A 17710-nucleotide genomic window follows, 5' to 3' on the forward strand; every position below is an offset into this window, starting at 1 on the left:
TGCTCGCCGCCACCGTCATCTTCTGGTTATGATCGGGAATGAGTCCTGACCCTAGGGAGAAGAACACGTGAAACGCATTCTCATGACATCGGCGGCAATGATAGCGCTGACAGGAATGGCCGCGCAGGCCGATATGAAGTTTGCGCCGGGCGAGGACGACACCTTCAACTGGGCCAGCCTGGACGAGTTCAAGGCCGCCCATGGCGACCTCTCCGGGCAGGAGCTGAACATCCTCGGGCCCTGGCTCGGCGGTGACAAGGATCTGTTCGAATCGGTCATTCCCTATTTCGAGGAAGCGACCGGGGTCGATGTGAAATACAGCGGTTCCGACAGTTTCGAACAGCAGATCGTGATCGACGCCGAGGCCGGCTCTCCCCCCGATGTCGCGGTCTTCCCGCAGCCGGGTCTGGCCGCCGGGCTTGCCGCCAAGGGCAAGCTGATGCCGCTGTCCGACGATGTCGGTGCCTGGATCTCTGAAAACTACGCCGCCGGCGACAGCTGGGCCAAGCTGGTCACCTATCCCGGCCCGGATGGGGCCAATCACGTCTATGCCTTCCCCTACAAGGCGGATGTGAAATCGCTGGTCTGGTATGTGCCGGAAAACCTGGAAGATGCCGGCTATGAGGTGCCGACGACGCTCGAAGACCTCAAGGCCCTGACCGAACAGATCGTCGCCGATGGCGAAACCCCCTGGTGCATCGGGCTGGGTTCGGGCGGTGCGACCGGCTGGCCGGCGACCGACTGGGTCGAGGATCTGATGCTGCGCACCAACGCGCCCGAGGATTACGACGCCTGGGTCACCAACGAGTTGAAGTTCAACGATCCCAAGGTGGTCAAGGCCATCGACGATTTCGGCTGGTTCGCGAAGAATGACGATTTCGTCGCCGGCGGCACCGGCTCGGTCGCGGCGACCGATTTCCGCGACAGCCCCAAGGGCCTCTTTGAAAGCCCGCCGGCCTGCTATTTCCACCGTCAGGCCAGCTTCATCACCACCTTCTTCCCGGAAGGCACCGTGGTGGGCGAGGATGCCGATTTCTTCTATTTCCCGGCCCCGGCGGATGGCTCTCTCGGCCAGCCGGTTCTGGGCGGCGGCACGCTCTTCTCGGTGCTGACCGACAATCCGGCCGGCCCGGCCTTCATCGAGTTCCTGCAGACGCCCATCGCCCATGAGATCTGGATGGCGCAGCAGGGCTTCCTGACCCCGCACAAGGGCGTCAACCCCGAGGCATATGCGGATCCGGTCGTGGGTCGTATGGGCGAGGTGCTGCTGAATGCGACCACCTTCCGCTTCGACGGCTCGGACATGATGCCCGGCGCCATCGGTGCCGGCGCCTTCTGGACCGGCATGGTCGATTTCGTCGGCGGCAAGTCGGCGCAGGAAGCGGCCGACCAGATCCAGTCGACCTGGGACACCTTGCAGTAATCGCGCAACCGGCCGGCCCCGGATCGCGGGGCCGGCCCAAGTCAAGAAGGGGGGACGGGGATGGAGCTGTTTCTGCTCGCCATAGGAACCATCGCGGTCGGCGTGCTCGGATGCGTGGCGTGGTTCTGGGGCTCGAACTATGTGCTGGACACGATCTTGCCGCCACGCGGACCGAATGCCGGCGCGAATATCAGCCGCGCCAGCCTGATCCGGCCCTGGCTTTTCCTTGGCCCGGCGATCCTGTTCCTCGGGGTCTATCTGGTCTATCCGGTGATCAACTCGGTCTGGCTGTCGCTGAAAGACGCCTCCAGCCAGAATTTCGTCGGCGCCAGCAATTACACCTGGCTGGTCGGCGATCCGAAATTCCGCGAATCGATGATCAACAACTTCTTCTGGCTGCTGGTGGTGCCGGCGCTGTCCACCGCCTTCGGGCTGCTGGCGGCGCAGCTGACCGACCGCATCCGCTGGGGCAATATCGGCAAGTCGCTGATCTTCATGCCGATGGCGATTTCCTTCGTCGGCGCCGGCGTGATCTGGAAGCTGATCTATGAATTCCGCGAGCCGGGGACCGAACAGATCGGCCTGCTCAATGCCATCGTGCAGGGTCTCGGCGGTTCCCCGCAGACCTGGCTGACGATCCAGCCCTGGAACAACTTTTTCCTGATGATCGTGCTGGTCTGGATCCAGACCGGCTTTGCCATGGTGATCCTCTCGGCGGCCCTGCGCGGCATCCCCGAGGAAACCATCGAGGCCGCCGTGCTGGACGGCGCCAGCCCATGGCAGATCTTCTTCAAGATCAAGGTGCCGCAGATCATGGGCACCATCGCCGTGGTCTGGACCACGATCACCATCACCGTGCTGAAGGTCTTCGACATCGTCTTCGTAATGACCAACGGCCAATGGGGCACGCAGGTGCTGGCGAACCTCATGTATGACTGGATGTTCCGGGGCACGCCCGATTACGGGCGCGGCTCGGCCATCGCCATCGTTCTGATGATCCTGGTCCTGCCGATCATGATCTGGAACATCCGTAACGTCCGTAAGGAGATGCGCTGATGGAAGGCATGGCTGGACAGAAATCCTCGCTGACCTGGCTGGTCAATCTGGCGGCGCTGCTGCTGGTGGTGATGTGGACGATCCCGACGGCGGGCCTGTTCGTGTCCTCGTTCCGGGACCGCGACCAGATCTCGGCCACCGGCTGGTGGAAATCGCTCTCGGCGACCGAACAGACCGGCTTCGTGCGCACCGGCACCGCCGCCGATCAGCGCGAGGAGGGCGGCGTCTTCGTCCTCGACGGCAATGTGCTGGGCGAGGGCCAGGAGCTGGTCGGCTGGGGCACCCGCTCGCGAGAGCCGGCGGCCTATCAGCCCGGCGATACCGCCGATGTGGATGGTGCCAAGCTGACCGTGAATGCCGATGGCAGCTATCGCATGGAATCGCCCACCGCCTTCGAGATGACCCGGGGCGAGCGGATCTTCCTGACCACCAAGAGCCCGGGCAAGTTCACGCTGCAGAACTATTCGCGGGTGCTGAACGCCGAAGGCATCGGGCGCGCCTTCATGAACACGCTGACGGTGACCATCCCGGCGACGATCATCCCGATCCTGATCGCGGCCTTCGCCGCCTATGCGCTGGCCTGGATGGATTTCCCCGGACGCGCGCTGCTGACCGCGACCGTGGTCGGGCTGCTGGTCGTGCCGTTGCAGGTCTCGCTGATCCCGCTTCTGCGCCTGCATAACGAGATCGGCATCGGCAAGGGCTATCTCGGCATCTGGCTTGCCCATACCGGCTTCGGCCTGCCATTGGCGGTCTATCTGCTGCGAAACTACATGGTCGGACTGCCGCGAGAGGTGATCGAATCGGCCCGCGTCGATGGCGCGACCGAGTTCCAGATCTTCCTCAAGATCATCCTGCCTTTGTCCTTCCCGGCGCTGGCCAGCTTCGCCATCTTCCAGTTCCTCTGGGTCTGGAACGACCTGCTGGTGGCAACGGTCTTCCTGGGCAATACCCGCGAACAACTGGTCATGACCGGGGTGCTGCGCGAGTTGATGGGCTCCAAGGGCGGCGAATGGGAAATCCTCGCCACCTCGGCCTTCATCTCGATCGCGGTGCCGCTCTTGGTCTTCTTCTCGATGCAAAGATACCTGGTCCGCGGTCTGCTGGCCGGATCCGTAAAAGGTGGATGATGCTACAATTGCCGAAGGCAAAGAACTGGTGGAAGGGCGCGGTGATCTATCAGGTCTACCCGCGCAGCTTCCAGGACACGACGGGCGACGGAACCGGCGACCTGCGGGGGATCACGCAGCGGCTCGACTATATCGCCCGGCTGGGGGCCGATGCGGTCTGGATCTCGCCCTTCTTCCGCTCGCCGATGAAGGATTTCGGCTATGATGTCAGCGACTATCTCGACATCGACCCGACCTTCGGCACCCTGGCCGATTTCGATGCCCTGATCGCCCGCGCGCATGAGCTGGGCCTGAAGATCATGATCGACCTGGTGCTGTCGCATACCTCGGACCAGCATCCCTGGTTCGTGGAAAGCCGCGCCAGCCGCGACAATCCGCGCGCCGACTGGTATGTCTGGGCCGATCCGAAACCCGACGGCACCGCGCCGAACAACTGGCTGTCGATCTTCGGCGGCAGCGGCTGGCATTGGGATGCCCGGCGCGAGCAGTATTACCTGCACAACTTCCTGACCTCACAGCCGGACCTGAACTTCCACAATCCCGAGGTTCAGCAGGCGCTGCTGGACGTGGCGCATTTCTGGCTGGAACGCGGCGTGGACGGCTTCCGGCTGGATACGATCAACTTCTATACCCATGATGCCGCGCTGCGCGACAATCCGCCCCTGCCGCCGGAAGAACGCAACGACCAGACCGCGCCCAAGGTGAACCCCTATAACCACCAGCGCCACGTCTATGACAAGTCGCGCCCGGAAAACCTGGTCTTCCTGGAAAAGCTGCGCGCGGTGATGGAACCTTACGGCGCCGCCGCCGTGGGCGAGATCGGCGACAGCCAGCGCGGGCTGGAGCTTCTGGGGGAATATACCTCGGGCGACAAGCTCATGCACATGTCCTATGCGTTCGAGTTCCTCTCGGGCAGCGATCTGAGCGCGGCGCGCGTCGCCGATGTCTTCGAACAGCTGGCCGAAAAGGCCCCGAACGGCTGGCCCTGCTGGGCGTTTTCCAATCACGACGTGGTGCGCCACGCCACCCGCTGGGGCCTCAGCGAGCCGGCGGTGAACGCCTATGTCACAGTGATGATGTGCCTGCGCGGCTCGGTCTGCATCTATCAGGGCGAGGAGCTTGGCCTGCACGAGGCCGATGTCCCCTATGAGGCCCTGCAGGACCCCTACGGCATCGAGTTCTGGCCCGAGTTCAAAGGCCGCGACGGCTGCCGCACGCCGATGGTCTGGGAAGCCCACAGCAATACCAATGCCGGTTTCACCACCGGGGTGCCGTGGCTGCCGATCTCGCATGAGCACCTGCACTGTGCCGTGTCCGAACAGGACAAGCAGATCGGCTCGGTCCTGAACCATTACCGCTGGGCGATTGCACTGCGTCACAAACATCCGGCCCTGCAGACGGGCAGCCAGCAATTGCAGGTGGATGGCGATGTGCTGACCATCACCCGCCAGCAAGACGACGACCGCGTGACCCTGCGCATCAACCTCTCGAACGAAGAGGCTGGGGGCCTGGGTCCGTGGCATTTCGAACTGAATGAAGCATAGCCGGAACTGAACCGGGGGGAGACGAATATGGCCGATCTCAATCTCAAGAATGTCGCCAAGTCCTACGGCGATGTGAACGTGCTCAGGGATATCAACCTCGATATCACCTCGGGCGAGTTCATCGTCTTTGTCGGCCCCTCGGGCTGCGGCAAGTCGACCCTGCTGCGCATGATCGCCGGGCTGGAACAGATCACCGGCGGCGACTTCTATATCGACGGGGCGCGGATGAACGACATCCCGCCCAGCCAGCGCGGCATCGCCATGGTGTTCCAGTCCTACGCGCTCTATCCGCATATGACGGTGCGCGACAACATGGCCTTCGCGCTGAAGATCGCCGGCAAATCCCCGGCCGAGATCAAGGAAGCCACCGACCGCGCCGGCAAGATGCTGCAACTGACGCCCTATCTGGATCGCCTGCCCAAGGCGCTTTCGGGCGGTCAGCGCCAGCGTGTCGCCATCGGCCGGGCCATCGTGCGCGACCCGAAGGTCTATCTGTTCGACGAGCCGCTCTCGAACCTCGATGCCGCCCTGCGCGTCGCCACCCGGATCGAGATCGCGCAGTTGAAGGAATCGATGCCCGACCGGACCATGATCTATGTCACCCACGACCAGACCGAGGCCATGACCCTGGCCGACCGCATCGTCGTTCTGGCCGGCGGCGGCATCGCCCAGGTCGGCGCACCGTTGGAGCTTTACGAACGTCCGGTCAACGAATTCGTGGCCCAGTTCATCGGCAGCCCGGCCATGAACCTTCTGCCCGGCAAGGTCACCGCCACCGGAGAGGTGACGCAGGTCCAGCTTGACGGCGGCGGCACCTGCTCGGTCGCCATCCCGACCCGTGCGGGCGACGAAGGCATGTCCGTCAATCTGGGCGTCCGCCCCGAGGATCTGCGCATGACCGACGGCCCGGCCCTCTTTGAAGGCACCGTCGACCTGACCGAGGCGCTTGGAGAGGTGACGCTTCTCTATTTCGGCACCACCGGCGATCAGGATCCCTTCATCGCCAAGCTGCCCGGCATCCATACCGGGCTGAACCGTCAGAGCGTGCGCCTGACCGCCGACCCCGAGACCATGCACCTGTTCCATGACGGGCAATCGCTGCTCTATCGCGACGGCCCGCCGACCACGCCGATGCGCTGGACCCGGCAGAACCCTGCCCCGGCGCTGAAGGACATCGTGGCCGCGCCCCCCGTGGGCTGAGGCCCGGCCTTCATTGACCCCCGCGCCCGCTGCGCCTAAACCTTCGGCAAGGATGAGGGGCATGGCATGAAGATCATCATCTGCGGCGCGGGGCAGGTCGGCTGGCAAATCGCCCGGCATCTCTCGGGCGAAAGCAACGACGTGACCGTCATCGACAATAATGGCGAGCTGGTCCGCCGCGCCACCGAGGCGCTGGATGTGCAGGGCGTGGAAGGCTTCGCCAGCCATCCCGACATTCTCGACCGCGCCGGCGCCCGCGATGCCGACCTGATCATCGCCGCGACCCAGTCGGACGAGGTGAACATGGTCACCTGCCAGGTTGCCCATTCCGTCTTCCGCGTGCCGCGCAAGATCGCCCGCCTGCGCTCCTCCTCCTATCTCGACGCGATCTATTCCGATCTCTACCGCACCGATCACCTGCCCATCGACGTGGTGATCTCGCCCGAGCGAGAAGTCGCCAAGGCCGCCCTCGCCCGGCTGCGCGCCCCCTCGACCTTCGATGTCGAGGATTTCCTCGACAACCGCGCCCGGCTTCTGGGCATCGTCCTGGACGAGGACAGCCCGGCCCTGAACACGCCCCTGCGGCAACTGAACGACCTCTTCTCCAGCCTGCTCGCCATCGTCGTCGGCGTCCGCCGCGAGGGTCGGCTGTTCGTGCCCGACCCCAATGACCAGCTTTTCGCCGGCGATCAGATCTATGTCTTCTCGGCCCGCGACGATTCCGGGCGCACGCTGGAAATCTTCGGCAAGGTCACCACCCAGCCCGAACGCGTCATCATCATCGGCGGCGGCAATGTCGGCCTCGCCGTCGCCCGCGCACTGGAAGCCTCGCCCCGCCGCGTCCGCACCAAGATCATCGAGCGCAACCGCAACAGCGCCGAACGCGCCGCCGACGCACTGGAACGCACCATCGTGCTGAACGGTGACGGCCTGTCGGCGGAACTGCTGGAAGAAGCCGCCGTCAGCAAGGCCGATGCGGTGCTGACCCTGACCGATGACGACAAGGTCAATATCCTCGCCGCCGTGCGCGCCAAGCAGGCCGGCGCCAAGATGGTGGTCAGCCTGGTCAACGACCCGACGCTGGTCTCGCTGATGGGACCGCTGGAGATCGACGCCTATATCAACCCGCGCTCGACCACCGTCTCCACCATCCTGCGCCATGTCCGCCACGGCCGGGTGCGCGACATCTATTCCGTCGGCGATGCCGAGGCCGAGGTGATCGAGGCCCAGATCCTGCCCACCTCCTCGATGTCGGGCCGCACCATCCGAGAGATCGGCCTGCCCGAAGGCGCGCTGATCGGCATGGTCCTGAAGGGCGAGAAGATCGTCAAGCCGATGCCCGACACCCGCATCAACGAAGGCGATATCGTCTGCATCTTCGCGCTCAGCAAGGACGTGCCCGAGGTCGAGCGGCTGTTGCAGGTCGCCATAGATTTCTTCTGATGCAACGCCTCGGTCGCCTGCCCTTGCTGGTGCTGCTGATCGGAATCGCCGGGGCGGCGATGCTGGTGCCCGCCGGTTACGCGGCGGCGACCGGCTGGAAGGCGATTTCCGGCTATTTCTTCTTCAGCGCCCTGCTGATGCTGGTGCTGACCCTGCTTCTGGGCATCGCCACCTCGGGCCGGGTGCGCCCGCCGCCGGGCGGCAACGGGCTGCCGGCGCTTTCGACCATGCTCGCGGTCTTCGGCATCCTGCCCATGGCGCTCGGCGTGCCGCTGGCCATGGCGCTGCCCGATACCGGACTGTTCAACGCCTGGTGGGAAATGGTCAGCTGCCTGACCACCACCGGGGCCACGCTCTATGCCGCCGACATGCTGGCCCCGCCCTTGCATCTCTGGCGCTCGCTGGTCGGCTGGCTGGGCGGGCTCTTCATCCTGGTCACGGCGGTCGCCATCCTCGCCCCGCTCAAGGTCGGCGGGTTCGAGATCATGTCCTCGCCCTATGGCCGGAACGAGCGTTTCCAACCCCTGCCCGACAGCGCCGATGGCCGCGCCTCGCAGGCCCGGCAATTGTTCTATACCTCGGGCAGCGACCGCATGACCCCGAGCCTCAGGGCGCTGCGGGTGCTGCGCGACATTGCCCCGGTCTATGCCGGGCTGACCATGACGCTCTGGGTGGCGCTGCTTCTGGCCGGCGATCCGGGGCTGATCGCGCTGATCCGGGCCATGGGCACGCTTTCCACCTCGGGGATCTCGCCGGTCACCGGCGCCATCGGCGTGCATTCCGGCATTCTGGGCGAGATGCTGATCTTCTGCTTCCTGATCCTGGCATTGTCCCGCCGCCTCTGGCCCGGCGCCGGAGAACTGCGCGCCAGCGAATCGCTCGGTCACGACCCCGAACTGCGCATCGGGCTGATCGTCGTGACCCTTGTGGCGCTGATCCTTTTCGCGCGCCATTTCGTCTTCAGCATCGAACAGGTCAGCAAGGCCGGCAGCGTGCCCGAAGGCCTCGCCATCAGCGCCCGCAACGCCGCCATCGCCACCTGGGGCGGGCTGTTCAACGCCATGTCCTTCCTGACCACGACCGGCTGGAACTCGGTCGACTGGCAGGGCGCGCGCAGCTGGTCGGGGCTGCAATCGCCGGGCCTGCTGCTGGCGGGCCTTGCCATCATGGGCGGCGGCATCGCCACCACCGCCGGCGGGGTGAAACTTCTGCGCGTCTATGCGCTCGCCCGCCAAAGCCAGCGTGAACTGGAACGTATCGTCCACCCGGCATCCGTCGCCGGGGGCGGGCGCATGGTCCGGCGGCTGCGCGGCGAAGGCGCCTATCTCGCCTTCATCTTCTTCATGCTCTTTGCGCTTTCCATCGCCGCCACGGTGATTCTCGTCTCGATCCACCAGATCGAGTTTGAAACCGCCGTCATGCTCTCGGTTTCGGCGCTGACCAATACCGGGCCGCTGGCCGGCACCATTCCCCTGACGCCCAGTTTCGAATCCAGCGCCGGCTTCGCCTCGAACCCGTGGGAAGGCTGGTCCGGCCTTGCCCTGCTGCCAAAAACCGTGCTGGCCGGGGCGATGATCCTCGGCCGGCTGGAGACTCTGGCGATCCTCGCGCTGCTGACCCCGGACTTCTGGCGTCGCTGATTCGCCACAACTTGTGGCAGCTTTGCAAGCGCCGCTTGTCAGGTCATTAATCCTTTCCTAAATATTGGAAAACAAACAGAACAGGGGTCGAACCATGGCTGCCGACAAACAGAATCTTCAGGATGCCTTCCTGAACCATGTCCGCAAGGCCAAGGTTCCGGTCACCATCTTCCTGATCAATGGCGTCAAGCTGCAGGGCGTGATCACCTGGTTCGACAATTTCTGCGTGCTCCTGCGCCGCGACGGTCAATCGCAGCTTGTCTACAAACATGCGATTTCGACCATCATGCCGGGCGCACCGATCAATCTCTACGAAGGCGAAGACTGATTGGCTGAAGCCCATGTCACGGAACGCGCACCGACCCGCGCCTATGTGATCCATCCCGATATCGACGGCGCCGGCGGCCAACGCCGGACGCCCGAAAATGCGCTGGAGGAGGCCGTGGCCCTCGCCCATGCCCTGCCCGGCGTCGACATCGTCGGCGCCCAGGTCGCGCGGCTGCGCAAGCCCTCGCCGGGGCAGTTGTTCACCAAGGGCAAGCTCGAAGAACTGGGTCACGCGCTGGAAGCGATCGAGGCCGAACTGGTGCTGATCGACGGCCCCGTGACCCCGGTCCAGCAGCGCAATCTGGAAAAGGCCTGGGATGTGAAGATCCTCGACCGGACCGGGCTGATCCTCGAAATCTTCGCCGACCGGGCCCGGACCCGCGAAGGCGTGTTGCAGGTCGAACTGGCGGCCCTGTCCTATCAGCGCACCCGGCTGGTCCGGGCCTGGACCCACCTCGAACGCCAGCGCGGCGGGCTTGGCTTCGTCGGCGGCCCCGGCGAAACCCAGATCGAGGCCGACCGCCGCGCCATCGACGAACAGATGACCCGGCTGCGCCGCCAGTTGGAACGGGTGGTAAAGACCCGGACCCTGCACCGCGCCTCGCGCGCCAAGGTGCCCTATCCCATCGTGGCGCTGGTCGGCTATACCAATGCCGGAAAATCGACCCTGTTCAATCGCCTGACCGGGGCCGAGGTGCTGGCCAAGGACATGCTCTTTGCCACGCTCGACCCGACCATGCGGTCGATCCGGCTGCCCGGCGGGCGCGACATCATCCTGTCGGATACGGTGGGCTTCATCTCGGACCTCCCGCACGAGCTTGTCGCCGCCTTCCGCGCCACGCTGGAGGAGGTTCTGGAAGCCGACCTGATCCTGCATGTCCGCGACATTTCCCACCCCGAGACCGAGGAACAGGCCGAAGACGTGGCCGAGATTCTCGATTCGCTCGGCGTGGATGAGGACGTGGCCCTGATCGAGGTCTGGAACAAGATCGACGCCCTCTCGCCCGCCACCCGCGAGGCGCTGCGCCGCACCGATCGGCGCACCGAGGGGGTGCAGGCGATCTCGGCCCTGACTGGCGAGGGTCTGGACGACCTCTCCGCCGCCATTGACGCGGCCCTCGATGGCGTGCTGGCCGAGTTGCGAGAGCCGGCGGAATTGCGTCTCGATTTCAGCGACGGTCGCCGCCGCGCCTGGCTGCATCAGGCCGGCGTGGTCGAAGACGAGCGCCAGACCGAGGACGGCTTCACCCTCGATGTGGTCTGGACCGAACGCCAGCGCGCCGCCTATCAGGCCCTCTGACCCTCACCCGACACGCGCCCTTGGCACGCCGCGCCGGCGCCCGCAGGCGTATGCACGCGATATGGACAGGATATGGACGCAATATCGACCCGATGAGGACGCGGTTTTTTCAGCCCCTACAGGCTGTTATGGCTGTTCAGCAGATCCGCCGCCCTGACCGTCCGCCCGCTCGGCAACTTGCACAGATCGGCCCGCCTTCCGCCCGAAGTCCGGGCAATCACCTCGCCACCGCTGCGCTGACAATAGACCGCCGCCGGCGTCGGCGGCGGTGCCGCACCGGTCCCGCTCTGCCGGTTATTGCCACCGGAACCGCCACAGGCAGTCAGCGCGAAAAGGGCGGACAGGACTATGAAACGTCGCAACTTGGCCTCCATCTGGTCACATGCTGCCCGAATAGTCAGCCGATCCGCCGCCGGACGCAAGCCCACCCCTAATGCACTGAAATATCGTAGGAATTTGGTGCCGGCAGCAGGAATCGAACCCGCGACCTTCTGATTACAAATCAGCTGCTCTACCAGCTGAGCTATGCCGGCCCAGACATATGCGTCCCGGATCGGATAGCGCCCCTGCGCCGCCGGCGCAAGGCTGGCGCGAAAATTGGTTTGCCTGCGACGACAGAGCCGCTACTGTTCGCCACGATTCAACGGTTTAGAAGTCTTATGGAAATTGCATATCACGTCGGCGCTTATGGAAGCGGAATGGACCGACTCATCCGGACCCTGCTGCGCAATCGTGATGAGCTTTGGCGGGCAGGCGTCGAAGTCCCCTCCCCCCGCCGCTATCGCGGCGTCTACGGAGAGGCCATGGTCGCGCTCAAGGGCGGCCCCGCCTCGGCAGAAATGCAGGAAATGCTGCTCGATGCGGTCATGGTCAGCGATGATGCGGCGCGGGTCGTGCTCAGCCAGGCGGCCTTTATCGGCCAGCCAAAACGGGCCGTCACGCCAACCGGGGTCTACCCGACAGCGCATCACCGGATGACCGGCCTGTCCAACCTGTTTCCCCAGTCCCCGGTGGAGTTCTTCGTCAGCATCCTGCATCCCGCGCGCCATGTGCAGGATCTGGTGTCGCAGATGAAAGGGGATTACGCGGCGGTCATGGAAGACATCGACCCGCGCCAGCTTCGCTGGGCGCCGATGTTCCAACGCATGCTGGGCGCGGTGCCCGACCGCAGGATCGTCGCCTGGGCCGAGGAGGATCTGCCCTTCACCTGGCCCGAGGTGCTGCGCGCCGTCGCCGGCGTCACCGCCGCCATGCCCTTGCAGGACGAGGATGCGATCCTGTCGGACCTGCTGTCGCCCGAAGCCCTGGAACAGTTGAACGCCGAGATCGCCGAACAGCCCGAGCTGAGCGTGAACGGGCGCCGGGATCTGGTCGAACAGGCGCTGGCACAGGCAGAGCCGGCAAAGCTGGAAGCCGATATCGACCTGCCCGGCTGGTCGCAGGATCTGATCGACGAATTGTCCGAGATCTACGCCGCCGATCTGGCCGAGATCGCCGCGCTGAGCGGCGTGGAATTCATCTCGGCCTGATCGGCAGGCTGCGCTCAGGCCATGCCGAGCGCGGCCTTGTACATGTCCAGAATCGCCTCTTCCTCGGCGATGTCGTCACGGTCGCGCTTGCGCAGCGCGATCACTTTCTTCATCACCTTGGTGTCGTAGCCACGGGCCTTGGCCTCGGCCATCACCTCTTTCTGGCGCTCGGTCACGTCCTTCTTCTCGGCCTCCAGCTGCTCGTATTGCTCGATGAACTGGCGCAGCTCGTCGGCCGCGACGTTATAGGCGTGATCGTCCTGCATGATGTCCCCCGTTATTGGCGCGGCAGACATAGGCCGTCTTGCCGGGTTCTGCAATCGGGGCTAAGCCGGCGGCGGAAAGAGGATGGCATGAACATATTCGACATCGTGATCTGGGCCGGCGCATTCCTGACCCTTCTGGGCCTGATCGGCATCGCCTGGTGCATCTGGACGGTCTGGCGCGCCAGGCGCAGCGGGCTGGACGAGGCCGCCTTCCGCACCCGGATGCAAAGCGTCGTCGCCGTCAACATAGCGGCACTGGCCGCTTCGGTCATCGGTCTGATGGCGGTGGTGATCGGGATCATGCTGGGCAGCTAGGCCCGGCCAAGCCGCGCCAACGCATCCTCGACCCGGCCCGCTGCGGCATCGAGATCGTTCAGATCCGCCAGCGGAACCACCGTCGCCTCGCGCTCGGCATAGCGGGCGCGGTGCTTGGCATAGCGCGGATCGTAGTGATGCCGCATCAGGCTTTCGGCCAGTGCCGGCCAGTCGCGCCGATCGGCAAGGTGCTGCCAGTCCTCGATCTGTTCAGCCGAATGCAACCGGGCCAGCTTCTGCAGGATCTGCCCGACCTCTCCCGGCTCCTGCGCGATATCGGCATAGTCGCGCGCCGAATAGGCCGCCCGCGCCTCGACCGGGACCTCCAGCGTCACCCGCAGCGCCTGCGCCACCCCGTGCCAGACGGCGCGCGGCAAGGTGCGCTCCCCGATGCGAGAGCTTTCGCCTTCGACCAGCACCGGGCGGGCGGGGTCCAATGCTTCCAACGCCGAGGCAAGGCGCCCTTCAAAGGCCTTCTGGCTGGGCTGATCGCCCATGGCACCGAACAGGCTGCCACGATGATTGGCCAGCCCTTCCAGATCGACGACCTGATGGCCGCGCGCCGCCAGCCGGGACAGGATCGCGGTCTTGGCGCTGCCGGTATTGCCGTCGAGAACGACGACCGGCGCCGGAAAGCCCAGTTCCTGCACACGCCTGACCACCAGGGCGCGCCAGCTTTTATAGCCGCCCTCGACACGCGCCACCCGCCAGCCGACCTGTGCCAGGATCGTTGCCATCGCGCCAGAGCGCTGCCCGCCGCGCCAGCAATAGACCAGGGGTTGCCAGCCCCCCGACCGGTCCTTCAACGGCCCGGCGATATGGCGCGCAATGTTCGTGGCGACAAGCGCCGCCCCGACCTTGCGGGCGTCGAAGGGCGAGACCTGCTTGTAGATGGTGCCGACCTGGGCGCGTTCCGCATCGTTCAGCACCGGCAGGCTGATGGCACCGGGCAGATGGTCCTCGGCATATTCCGAGGGCGCGCGCACGTCGATGATATCGTCGAAACGGCCCGAGGCGGCATTGACCGCATCGAGCCGAAGCGGGGTCGGGTCATTCACTCCGGCGCTCGCCGGATCAGAAGACGTAGACCGGGGTGCCGATCGGCACCTGCTCGAACAGCGCCATCACCGCCTCGTTGCGCATCCGGATACAGCCGTTCGAGACCGCGCGCCCGATGGAGCCCGGCTCTGTCGTGCCATGGATGCGAATGGCGGTGTCGTTGCCATTGGCGTCATAGAGATACAGCGCCCGCGCCCCAAGCGGGTTGCGCGGACCGCCAGGCATCCCGTCCTTGTACTTGCCGTATTGCTGCGGCTTGCGGGCGATCATGTCGGGCGTGGGCGTCCAACTGGGCCATTCCGCCTTGCGCCCGACCCGGGCCTTGCCCTTCCAGACCAGTTCGGCCTGACCGACGGCGACGCCGTAACGGATGGCCCGGTCCGGCGCGGTCACATGGTAAAGGAAGAACTTGTCCGAAACGACGATGATCGAGCCGACCTCGAACCCCTCTCGGATCGGCACCTCGGTCGGCTGATAGGGATCGGCCTGCGCCAGCACCAGCGAGGGCGCGGCGATCAGGGGCAATGCAAGCCCGAAAACCTGACGACGGTTCATGGAGTCTCATCCTGTAACTGCTCGTTTGGGCCAATCTACAGGCTCGGGCATCCCAACTCAATCCCGCGCCTTCGGGCGGGCCTTGACAGCACAAAGGCGGGTTCACATCTTCGTCAGATGGAACCGAGCTGCTGCCATCGCCGCGAAAGCGCGCCACGCAAGGCCGCCCCCCGACCCGCGCATCTGTGCCGGGGCCGGGGCGGTCGCGGTTGTCGCTGTCACGCCGGCACAGGCCGCGCCCGGCTTCGCGCCAATCCGGCCCTGACTGCCGGCCCGGGCCTGCCGCCGCTTCGCCTGCATCCCGGCTGGCCGGCCTCGGACGCTCCGGTTCTGGTGCCGCTTTCGCCGCAGGCCCCGCCTGTCCTGATCTCTGAAACCCTTTCCCATGGATTCAGAACAGGACAAGCCCATGTCTGCCGCCACTGACACAACCCTTCCCACCGCAGCGCCCCTGCCCGTTCAGGGCCGCGATATCGAACTGACGCTGAGCGGGCTCAGCTGCGCCTCCTGCGTCGGCCGGGCCGAGCGCGCGCTTGCCGCCGTGCCGGGCATCGAGGCACCGCAGGTGAACCTCGCCACCGGTCGCGCCCGGATGCGGCTTCTGGACCCCGGCGCCCTGCCCCGCGCCACCGAGGCACTGGAACGCGCCGGCTATCCGGCGCTGGAGGAACACACCACCCTGAATGTCGAGGGGATGAGCTGCGCCTCTTGCGTTGGTCGGGTCGAGCGGGCGCTGACCGAGACCCCCGGCGTCTCGAAGGCCGAGGTCAATTTGGTCACCGGCACCGCCGAAATCACCCATAGCGCCGGTATCGACGCGCAGTCGCTGGCCGATCTGGTCACGGCGAAGGGCTATCCCGCCCGGCCCAAGGCTGCCGAGGCGCAGGCCGCGCATCTCGATCACGATGCCGACGCCAACCGGCTGCGCCGCGCCTTCCTGACCGCGCTTGGCCTGACCCTGCCGGTCTTCATCGTCGAGATGGGCGGCCATGTCTTCCCTGGCTTCCATCACTGGCTGGCGGCGACGATCCCGACGCAGGCGCTGTGGATCGCGGAGTTCCTGCTGACCGCTGCCGTTCTGGCCGGGCCGGGGCGCATCTTCTATCGCCACGGCGTGCCGGCGCTGCTGCGCGGCGCGCCCGAGATGAACAGCCTCGTGGTGCTGGGGGCGACGGCCGCCTTTCTATATTCCGTCATCGCCACCTTCGCGCCGGGCCTGCTGCCCGAGGGTGCGCGCCATGTCTATTACGAAAGTGCCGCCGTCATCGTCACGCTGATCCTGTTGGGCCGTTGGCTGGAGGCGCGCGCCAAGGGCGAGGCCGGGCAGGCGATCCGGCGGCTGATGGACCTCGCCCCGGATTCGGCCCAGGTCGAACGCGACGGCGGGCTGCGCGATCTGCCCATCGGGCAGATCCGGCCCGGCGACATCGTCCGCCTGCGCCCGGGAGAGCGGGTCGCGGTCGATGGCGAATTGCTGGACGGTCAGGGCAGCGTCGACGAATCCATGCTGACCGGCGAACCGGTCCCGGCCGAGAAATCGCCGGGCGACGCGCTGATCGGCGGCACCGTCAACGGCAATGTCCCGCTGCGCTATCGCGTGACCGCGACCGGCGCCGATACCAGGCTGGCCGGGATCGTCCGGCTGGTCGAACAGGCGCAGGCCGGCAAGCTGCCGGTGCAGGCCCTTGTCGACCGGGTGACGCGGATCTTCGTGCCCGTCGTCATGGCGCTTTCCGCGCTGACCTTCCTGCTCTGGCTGCTGCTCGGCCCGGCGCCGGCGCTGGCACCGGCGGTCGTGGCCGCGATCTCGGTCCTGATCATCGCCTGCCCCTGCGCCATGGGGCTGGCGGTGCCGGTCTCGATCCTGGTCGGCACCGGGCGGGGGGCGCAGCTTGGCATCCTGTTCCGGCGCGGCGACGCGCTTCAGCGCCTGTCGGAGGCCCGCATTTCCGCCTTCGACAAGACCGGCACTCTGACCGAGGGCCGCCCGGTCCTGACCGGGATCGAGACCGCCGGCATCGCCCGCGACGAGGCCCTGCGCTTTGCCGCGGGGATCGAGGCAGGCTCGGAACACCCGCTGGCCCGCGCCGTGCTGGAGGCAGCCGCAAAGGACGGCATCGCCCCGCCCGAGGCCCACGAGATCGCCGCCCAACCCGGCCACGGCATTGGCGGCACCGTCGAGGGCCGCCCTGTGCTGATCGGCAACCCCGGCGCACTTGCGGCGGCAGGGATCACAGCCGATCCGGATCTGCTCGCCCATGCCGAGGCCGCCGCGTCCGAAGGGCGCACGCCGATGCATCTGGCGGTGGATGGCACCCATGTCGCGGCGCTGTTCGTGGCCGACCCGCCGCGCCCGCAATCGGCCGGCGCCATTGCGGCGCTGCACAGGCTGGGACTGAAAACAGCGATGCTGTCGGGCGATGTGCCGGCGGCGGCGGAATATACCGGACGCAAGCTCGGCATCGGTCAGGTGCAGGGCAGCGTCACGCCCGAGGCGAAGCTCGACGCGCTTCGCCAGATGGGCGAGGGCACGGTCTTCGTCGGCGACGGCATCAATGACGCGCCGGTGCTGGCCGGGGCCGATACCGGCATCGCCATGGGGTCCGGCACCGATATCGCCATCGAGGCCGCCGAGGTCGTGCTGATGCGCCCCGATCCCGGCGCGGTGCCGACCGCCATCCGGCTGAGCCGCGCGGTCATGCGCAATATCCGGCAGAACCTGTTCTGGGCCTTCGCCTATAACGTGCTGCTGATCCCGGTCGCCATGGGCGTGCTGGTGCCCTTCGGCGGCCCGCAACTGTCGCCCATGCTGGCGGCGGCGGCGATGGCCATGTCCTCGGTCTTCGTGGTCTCGAACGCCTTGCGGCTGCGCCGCTTCGCCTGAACCGGTCGCGCCGCGTTTCGTGACCGCCACAGAACGCGG

16 protein-coding genes and 1 tRNA gene are annotated in these 17710 nt (G+C 66.1%); 12 read left to right on the forward strand and 5 right to left on the reverse strand.

Features of this window, described 5'->3' with window-relative positions; genetic code table 11:
• The first annotated feature begins 82 nt into the window (after window positions 1-82).
• The 9 genes from Q0330_RS02510 (at window position 83) to hflX (ending at window position 11063) form a co-directional block, all read left to right on the forward strand.
• The gene (locus tag Q0330_RS02510; RefSeq protein ID WP_299474137.1) at window positions 83-1423 is read left to right on the forward strand and encodes an ABC transporter substrate-binding protein; all 1341 of its coding nucleotides are present in this window, start codon (window positions 83-85) and stop codon (window positions 1421-1423) included.
• Between the two features lie 60 nt (window positions 1424-1483).
• Window positions 1484-2479 (forward strand): sugar ABC transporter permease, encoded by a 996-nt coding sequence (locus Q0330_RS02515; protein WP_299473951.1) that lies wholly within the window; start codon window positions 1484-1486, stop codon window positions 2477-2479.
• Window positions 2479-3609 carry a carbohydrate ABC transporter permease gene (locus tag Q0330_RS02520; RefSeq protein ID WP_299473954.1) on the forward strand — a complete coding sequence of 377 codons (1131 nt, stop codon included), beginning with the start codon at window positions 2479-2481 and terminating at the stop codon, window positions 3607-3609. The genes Q0330_RS02515 and Q0330_RS02520 overlap by 1 nt, the downstream gene beginning before the upstream one ends.
• Window positions 3609-5153, forward strand: a complete 1545-nt coding sequence (locus Q0330_RS02525; RefSeq protein WP_299473957.1) for an alpha-amylase family glycosyl hydrolase — start codon at window positions 3609-3611, stop codon at window positions 5151-5153. The genes Q0330_RS02520 and Q0330_RS02525 overlap by 1 nt, the downstream gene beginning before the upstream one ends.
• 27 nt (window positions 5154-5180) lie before the next feature.
• Window positions 5181-6353: a sn-glycerol-3-phosphate ABC transporter ATP-binding protein UgpC gene (gene ugpC / locus Q0330_RS02530; protein ID WP_299473960.1), complete on the forward strand. Its 1173-nt coding sequence runs from the start codon at window positions 5181-5183 to the stop codon at window positions 6351-6353.
• A 66-nt stretch (window positions 6354-6419) separates the two neighbouring features.
• Window positions 6420-7796, forward strand: a complete 1377-nt coding sequence (gene trkA, locus Q0330_RS02535) for a Trk system potassium transporter TrkA (RefSeq protein WP_299473963.1) — start codon at window positions 6420-6422, stop codon at window positions 7794-7796.
• Window positions 7796-9436, forward strand: a complete 1641-nt coding sequence (locus Q0330_RS02540; protein WP_299473966.1) for a potassium transporter TrkG — start codon at window positions 7796-7798, stop codon at window positions 9434-9436. The genes trkA and Q0330_RS02540 overlap by 1 nt, the downstream gene beginning before the upstream one ends.
• A gap of 94 nt (window positions 9437-9530) precedes the next feature.
• Window positions 9531-9764: an RNA chaperone Hfq gene (hfq, locus tag Q0330_RS02545; RefSeq protein ID WP_054303569.1), complete on the forward strand. Its 234-nt coding sequence runs from the start codon at window positions 9531-9533 to the stop codon at window positions 9762-9764.
• The gene (hflX, locus tag Q0330_RS02550) at window positions 9765-11063 is read left to right on the forward strand and encodes a GTPase HflX (RefSeq protein ID WP_299473983.1); all 1299 of its coding nucleotides are present in this window, start codon (window positions 9765-9767) and stop codon (window positions 11061-11063) included. It begins immediately after the preceding gene.
• Between the two features lie 116 nt (window positions 11064-11179).
• Here the strand turns inward: hflX and Q0330_RS02555 are convergent, their stop codons facing one another.
• Window positions 11180-11425 carry a DUF333 domain-containing protein gene (locus Q0330_RS02555; protein ID WP_299473986.1) on the reverse strand — a complete coding sequence of 82 codons (246 nt, stop codon included), beginning with the start codon at window positions 11423-11425 and terminating at the stop codon, window positions 11180-11182.
• Between the two features lie 95 nt (window positions 11426-11520).
• Window positions 11521-11596 (reverse strand) — tRNA-Thr (locus Q0330_RS02560).
• 165 nt (window positions 11597-11761) lie between these two features.
• On the opposite strand from Q0330_RS02560, the gene Q0330_RS02565 reads away from it, so the two are divergent.
• A complete protein-coding gene (locus tag Q0330_RS02565) occupies window positions 11762-12592 on the forward strand; it encodes a hypothetical protein (protein ID WP_299473989.1) in 831 nt (276 codons plus the stop codon).
• Between the two features lie 14 nt (window positions 12593-12606).
• Here the strand turns inward: Q0330_RS02565 and Q0330_RS02570 are convergent, their stop codons facing one another.
• A complete protein-coding gene (locus tag Q0330_RS02570) occupies window positions 12607-12858 on the reverse strand; it encodes a DUF2312 domain-containing protein (RefSeq protein ID WP_299473992.1) in 252 nt (83 codons plus the stop codon).
• Between the two features lie 87 nt (window positions 12859-12945).
• Between Q0330_RS02570 and Q0330_RS02575 the strand changes: the two genes are divergently transcribed.
• Window positions 12946-13173, forward strand: a complete 228-nt coding sequence (locus Q0330_RS02575; RefSeq protein WP_299473995.1) for a hypothetical protein — start codon at window positions 12946-12948, stop codon at window positions 13171-13173.
• On the opposite strand, the gene mnmH is transcribed toward Q0330_RS02575, so the two are convergent.
• Complete coding sequence (mnmH, locus tag Q0330_RS02580; RefSeq protein WP_299473998.1) at window positions 13170-14231, reverse strand: tRNA 2-selenouridine(34) synthase MnmH; 1062 nt, start codon at window positions 14229-14231, stop codon at window positions 13170-13172. The two genes, Q0330_RS02575 and mnmH, sit on opposite strands and share 4 nt — an antisense overlap.
• A 16-nt stretch (window positions 14232-14247) precedes the next feature.
• On the reverse strand, window positions 14248-14787 hold the full coding sequence (locus tag Q0330_RS02585) for a L,D-transpeptidase (protein WP_299474001.1): 540 nt from the start codon (window positions 14785-14787) through the stop codon (window positions 14248-14250).
• A gap of 409 nt (window positions 14788-15196) precedes the next feature.
• On the opposite strand from Q0330_RS02585, the gene Q0330_RS02590 reads away from it, so the two are divergent.
• The gene (locus Q0330_RS02590) at window positions 15197-17671 is read left to right on the forward strand and encodes a heavy metal translocating P-type ATPase (RefSeq protein WP_299474004.1); all 2475 of its coding nucleotides are present in this window, start codon (window positions 15197-15199) and stop codon (window positions 17669-17671) included.
• Window positions 17672-17710: the final 39 nt, after the last annotated feature.

The organism is uncultured Paracoccus sp. (assembly GCF_937873615.1).
Classification (GTDB): Bacteria; Pseudomonadota; Alphaproteobacteria; order Rhodobacterales; family Rhodobacteraceae; genus Paracoccus.

Excerpts from the sequence above, each read along its gene's own strand:
- Q0330_RS02510 (WP_299474137.1), top strand. The coding sequence starts at position 83 with ATGACATCGGCGGCAATGATAGCGCTGACAGGAATGGCCGCGCAGGCC.
- Q0330_RS02515 (WP_299473951.1), top strand. The coding sequence starts at position 1,484 with ATGGAGCTGTTTCTGCTCGCCATAGGAACCATCGCGGTCGGCGTGCTC.
- Q0330_RS02520 (WP_299473954.1), top strand. The coding sequence starts at position 2,479 with ATGGAAGGCATGGCTGGACAGAAATCCTCGCTGACCTGGCTGGTCAAT.
- Q0330_RS02525 (WP_299473957.1), top strand. The coding sequence starts at position 3,609 with ATGCTACAATTGCCGAAGGCAAAGAACTGGTGGAAGGGCGCGGTGATC.
- ugpC (WP_299473960.1), top strand. The coding sequence starts at position 5,181 with ATGGCCGATCTCAATCTCAAGAATGTCGCCAAGTCCTACGGCGATGTG.
- trkA (WP_299473963.1), top strand. The coding sequence starts at position 6,420 with ATGAAGATCATCATCTGCGGCGCGGGGCAGGTCGGCTGGCAAATCGCC.
- Q0330_RS02540 (WP_299473966.1), top strand. The coding sequence starts at position 7,796 with ATGCAACGCCTCGGTCGCCTGCCCTTGCTGGTGCTGCTGATCGGAATC.
- hfq (WP_054303569.1), top strand. The coding sequence starts at position 9,531 with ATGGCTGCCGACAAACAGAATCTTCAGGATGCCTTCCTGAACCATGTC.
- Q0330_RS02565 (WP_299473989.1), top strand. The coding sequence starts at position 11,762 with ATGGACCGACTCATCCGGACCCTGCTGCGCAATCGTGATGAGCTTTGG.
- Q0330_RS02570 (WP_299473992.1), bottom strand. The coding sequence starts at position 12,858 with ATGCAGGACGATCACGCCTATAACGTCGCGGCCGACGAGCTGCGCCAG.
- Q0330_RS02575 (WP_299473995.1), top strand. The coding sequence starts at position 12,946 with ATGAACATATTCGACATCGTGATCTGGGCCGGCGCATTCCTGACCCTT.
- Q0330_RS02585 (WP_299474001.1), bottom strand. The coding sequence starts at position 14,787 with ATGAACCGTCGTCAGGTTTTCGGGCTTGCATTGCCCCTGATCGCCGCG.
- Q0330_RS02590 (WP_299474004.1), top strand. The coding sequence starts at position 15,197 with ATGTCTGCCGCCACTGACACAACCCTTCCCACCGCAGCGCCCCTGCCC.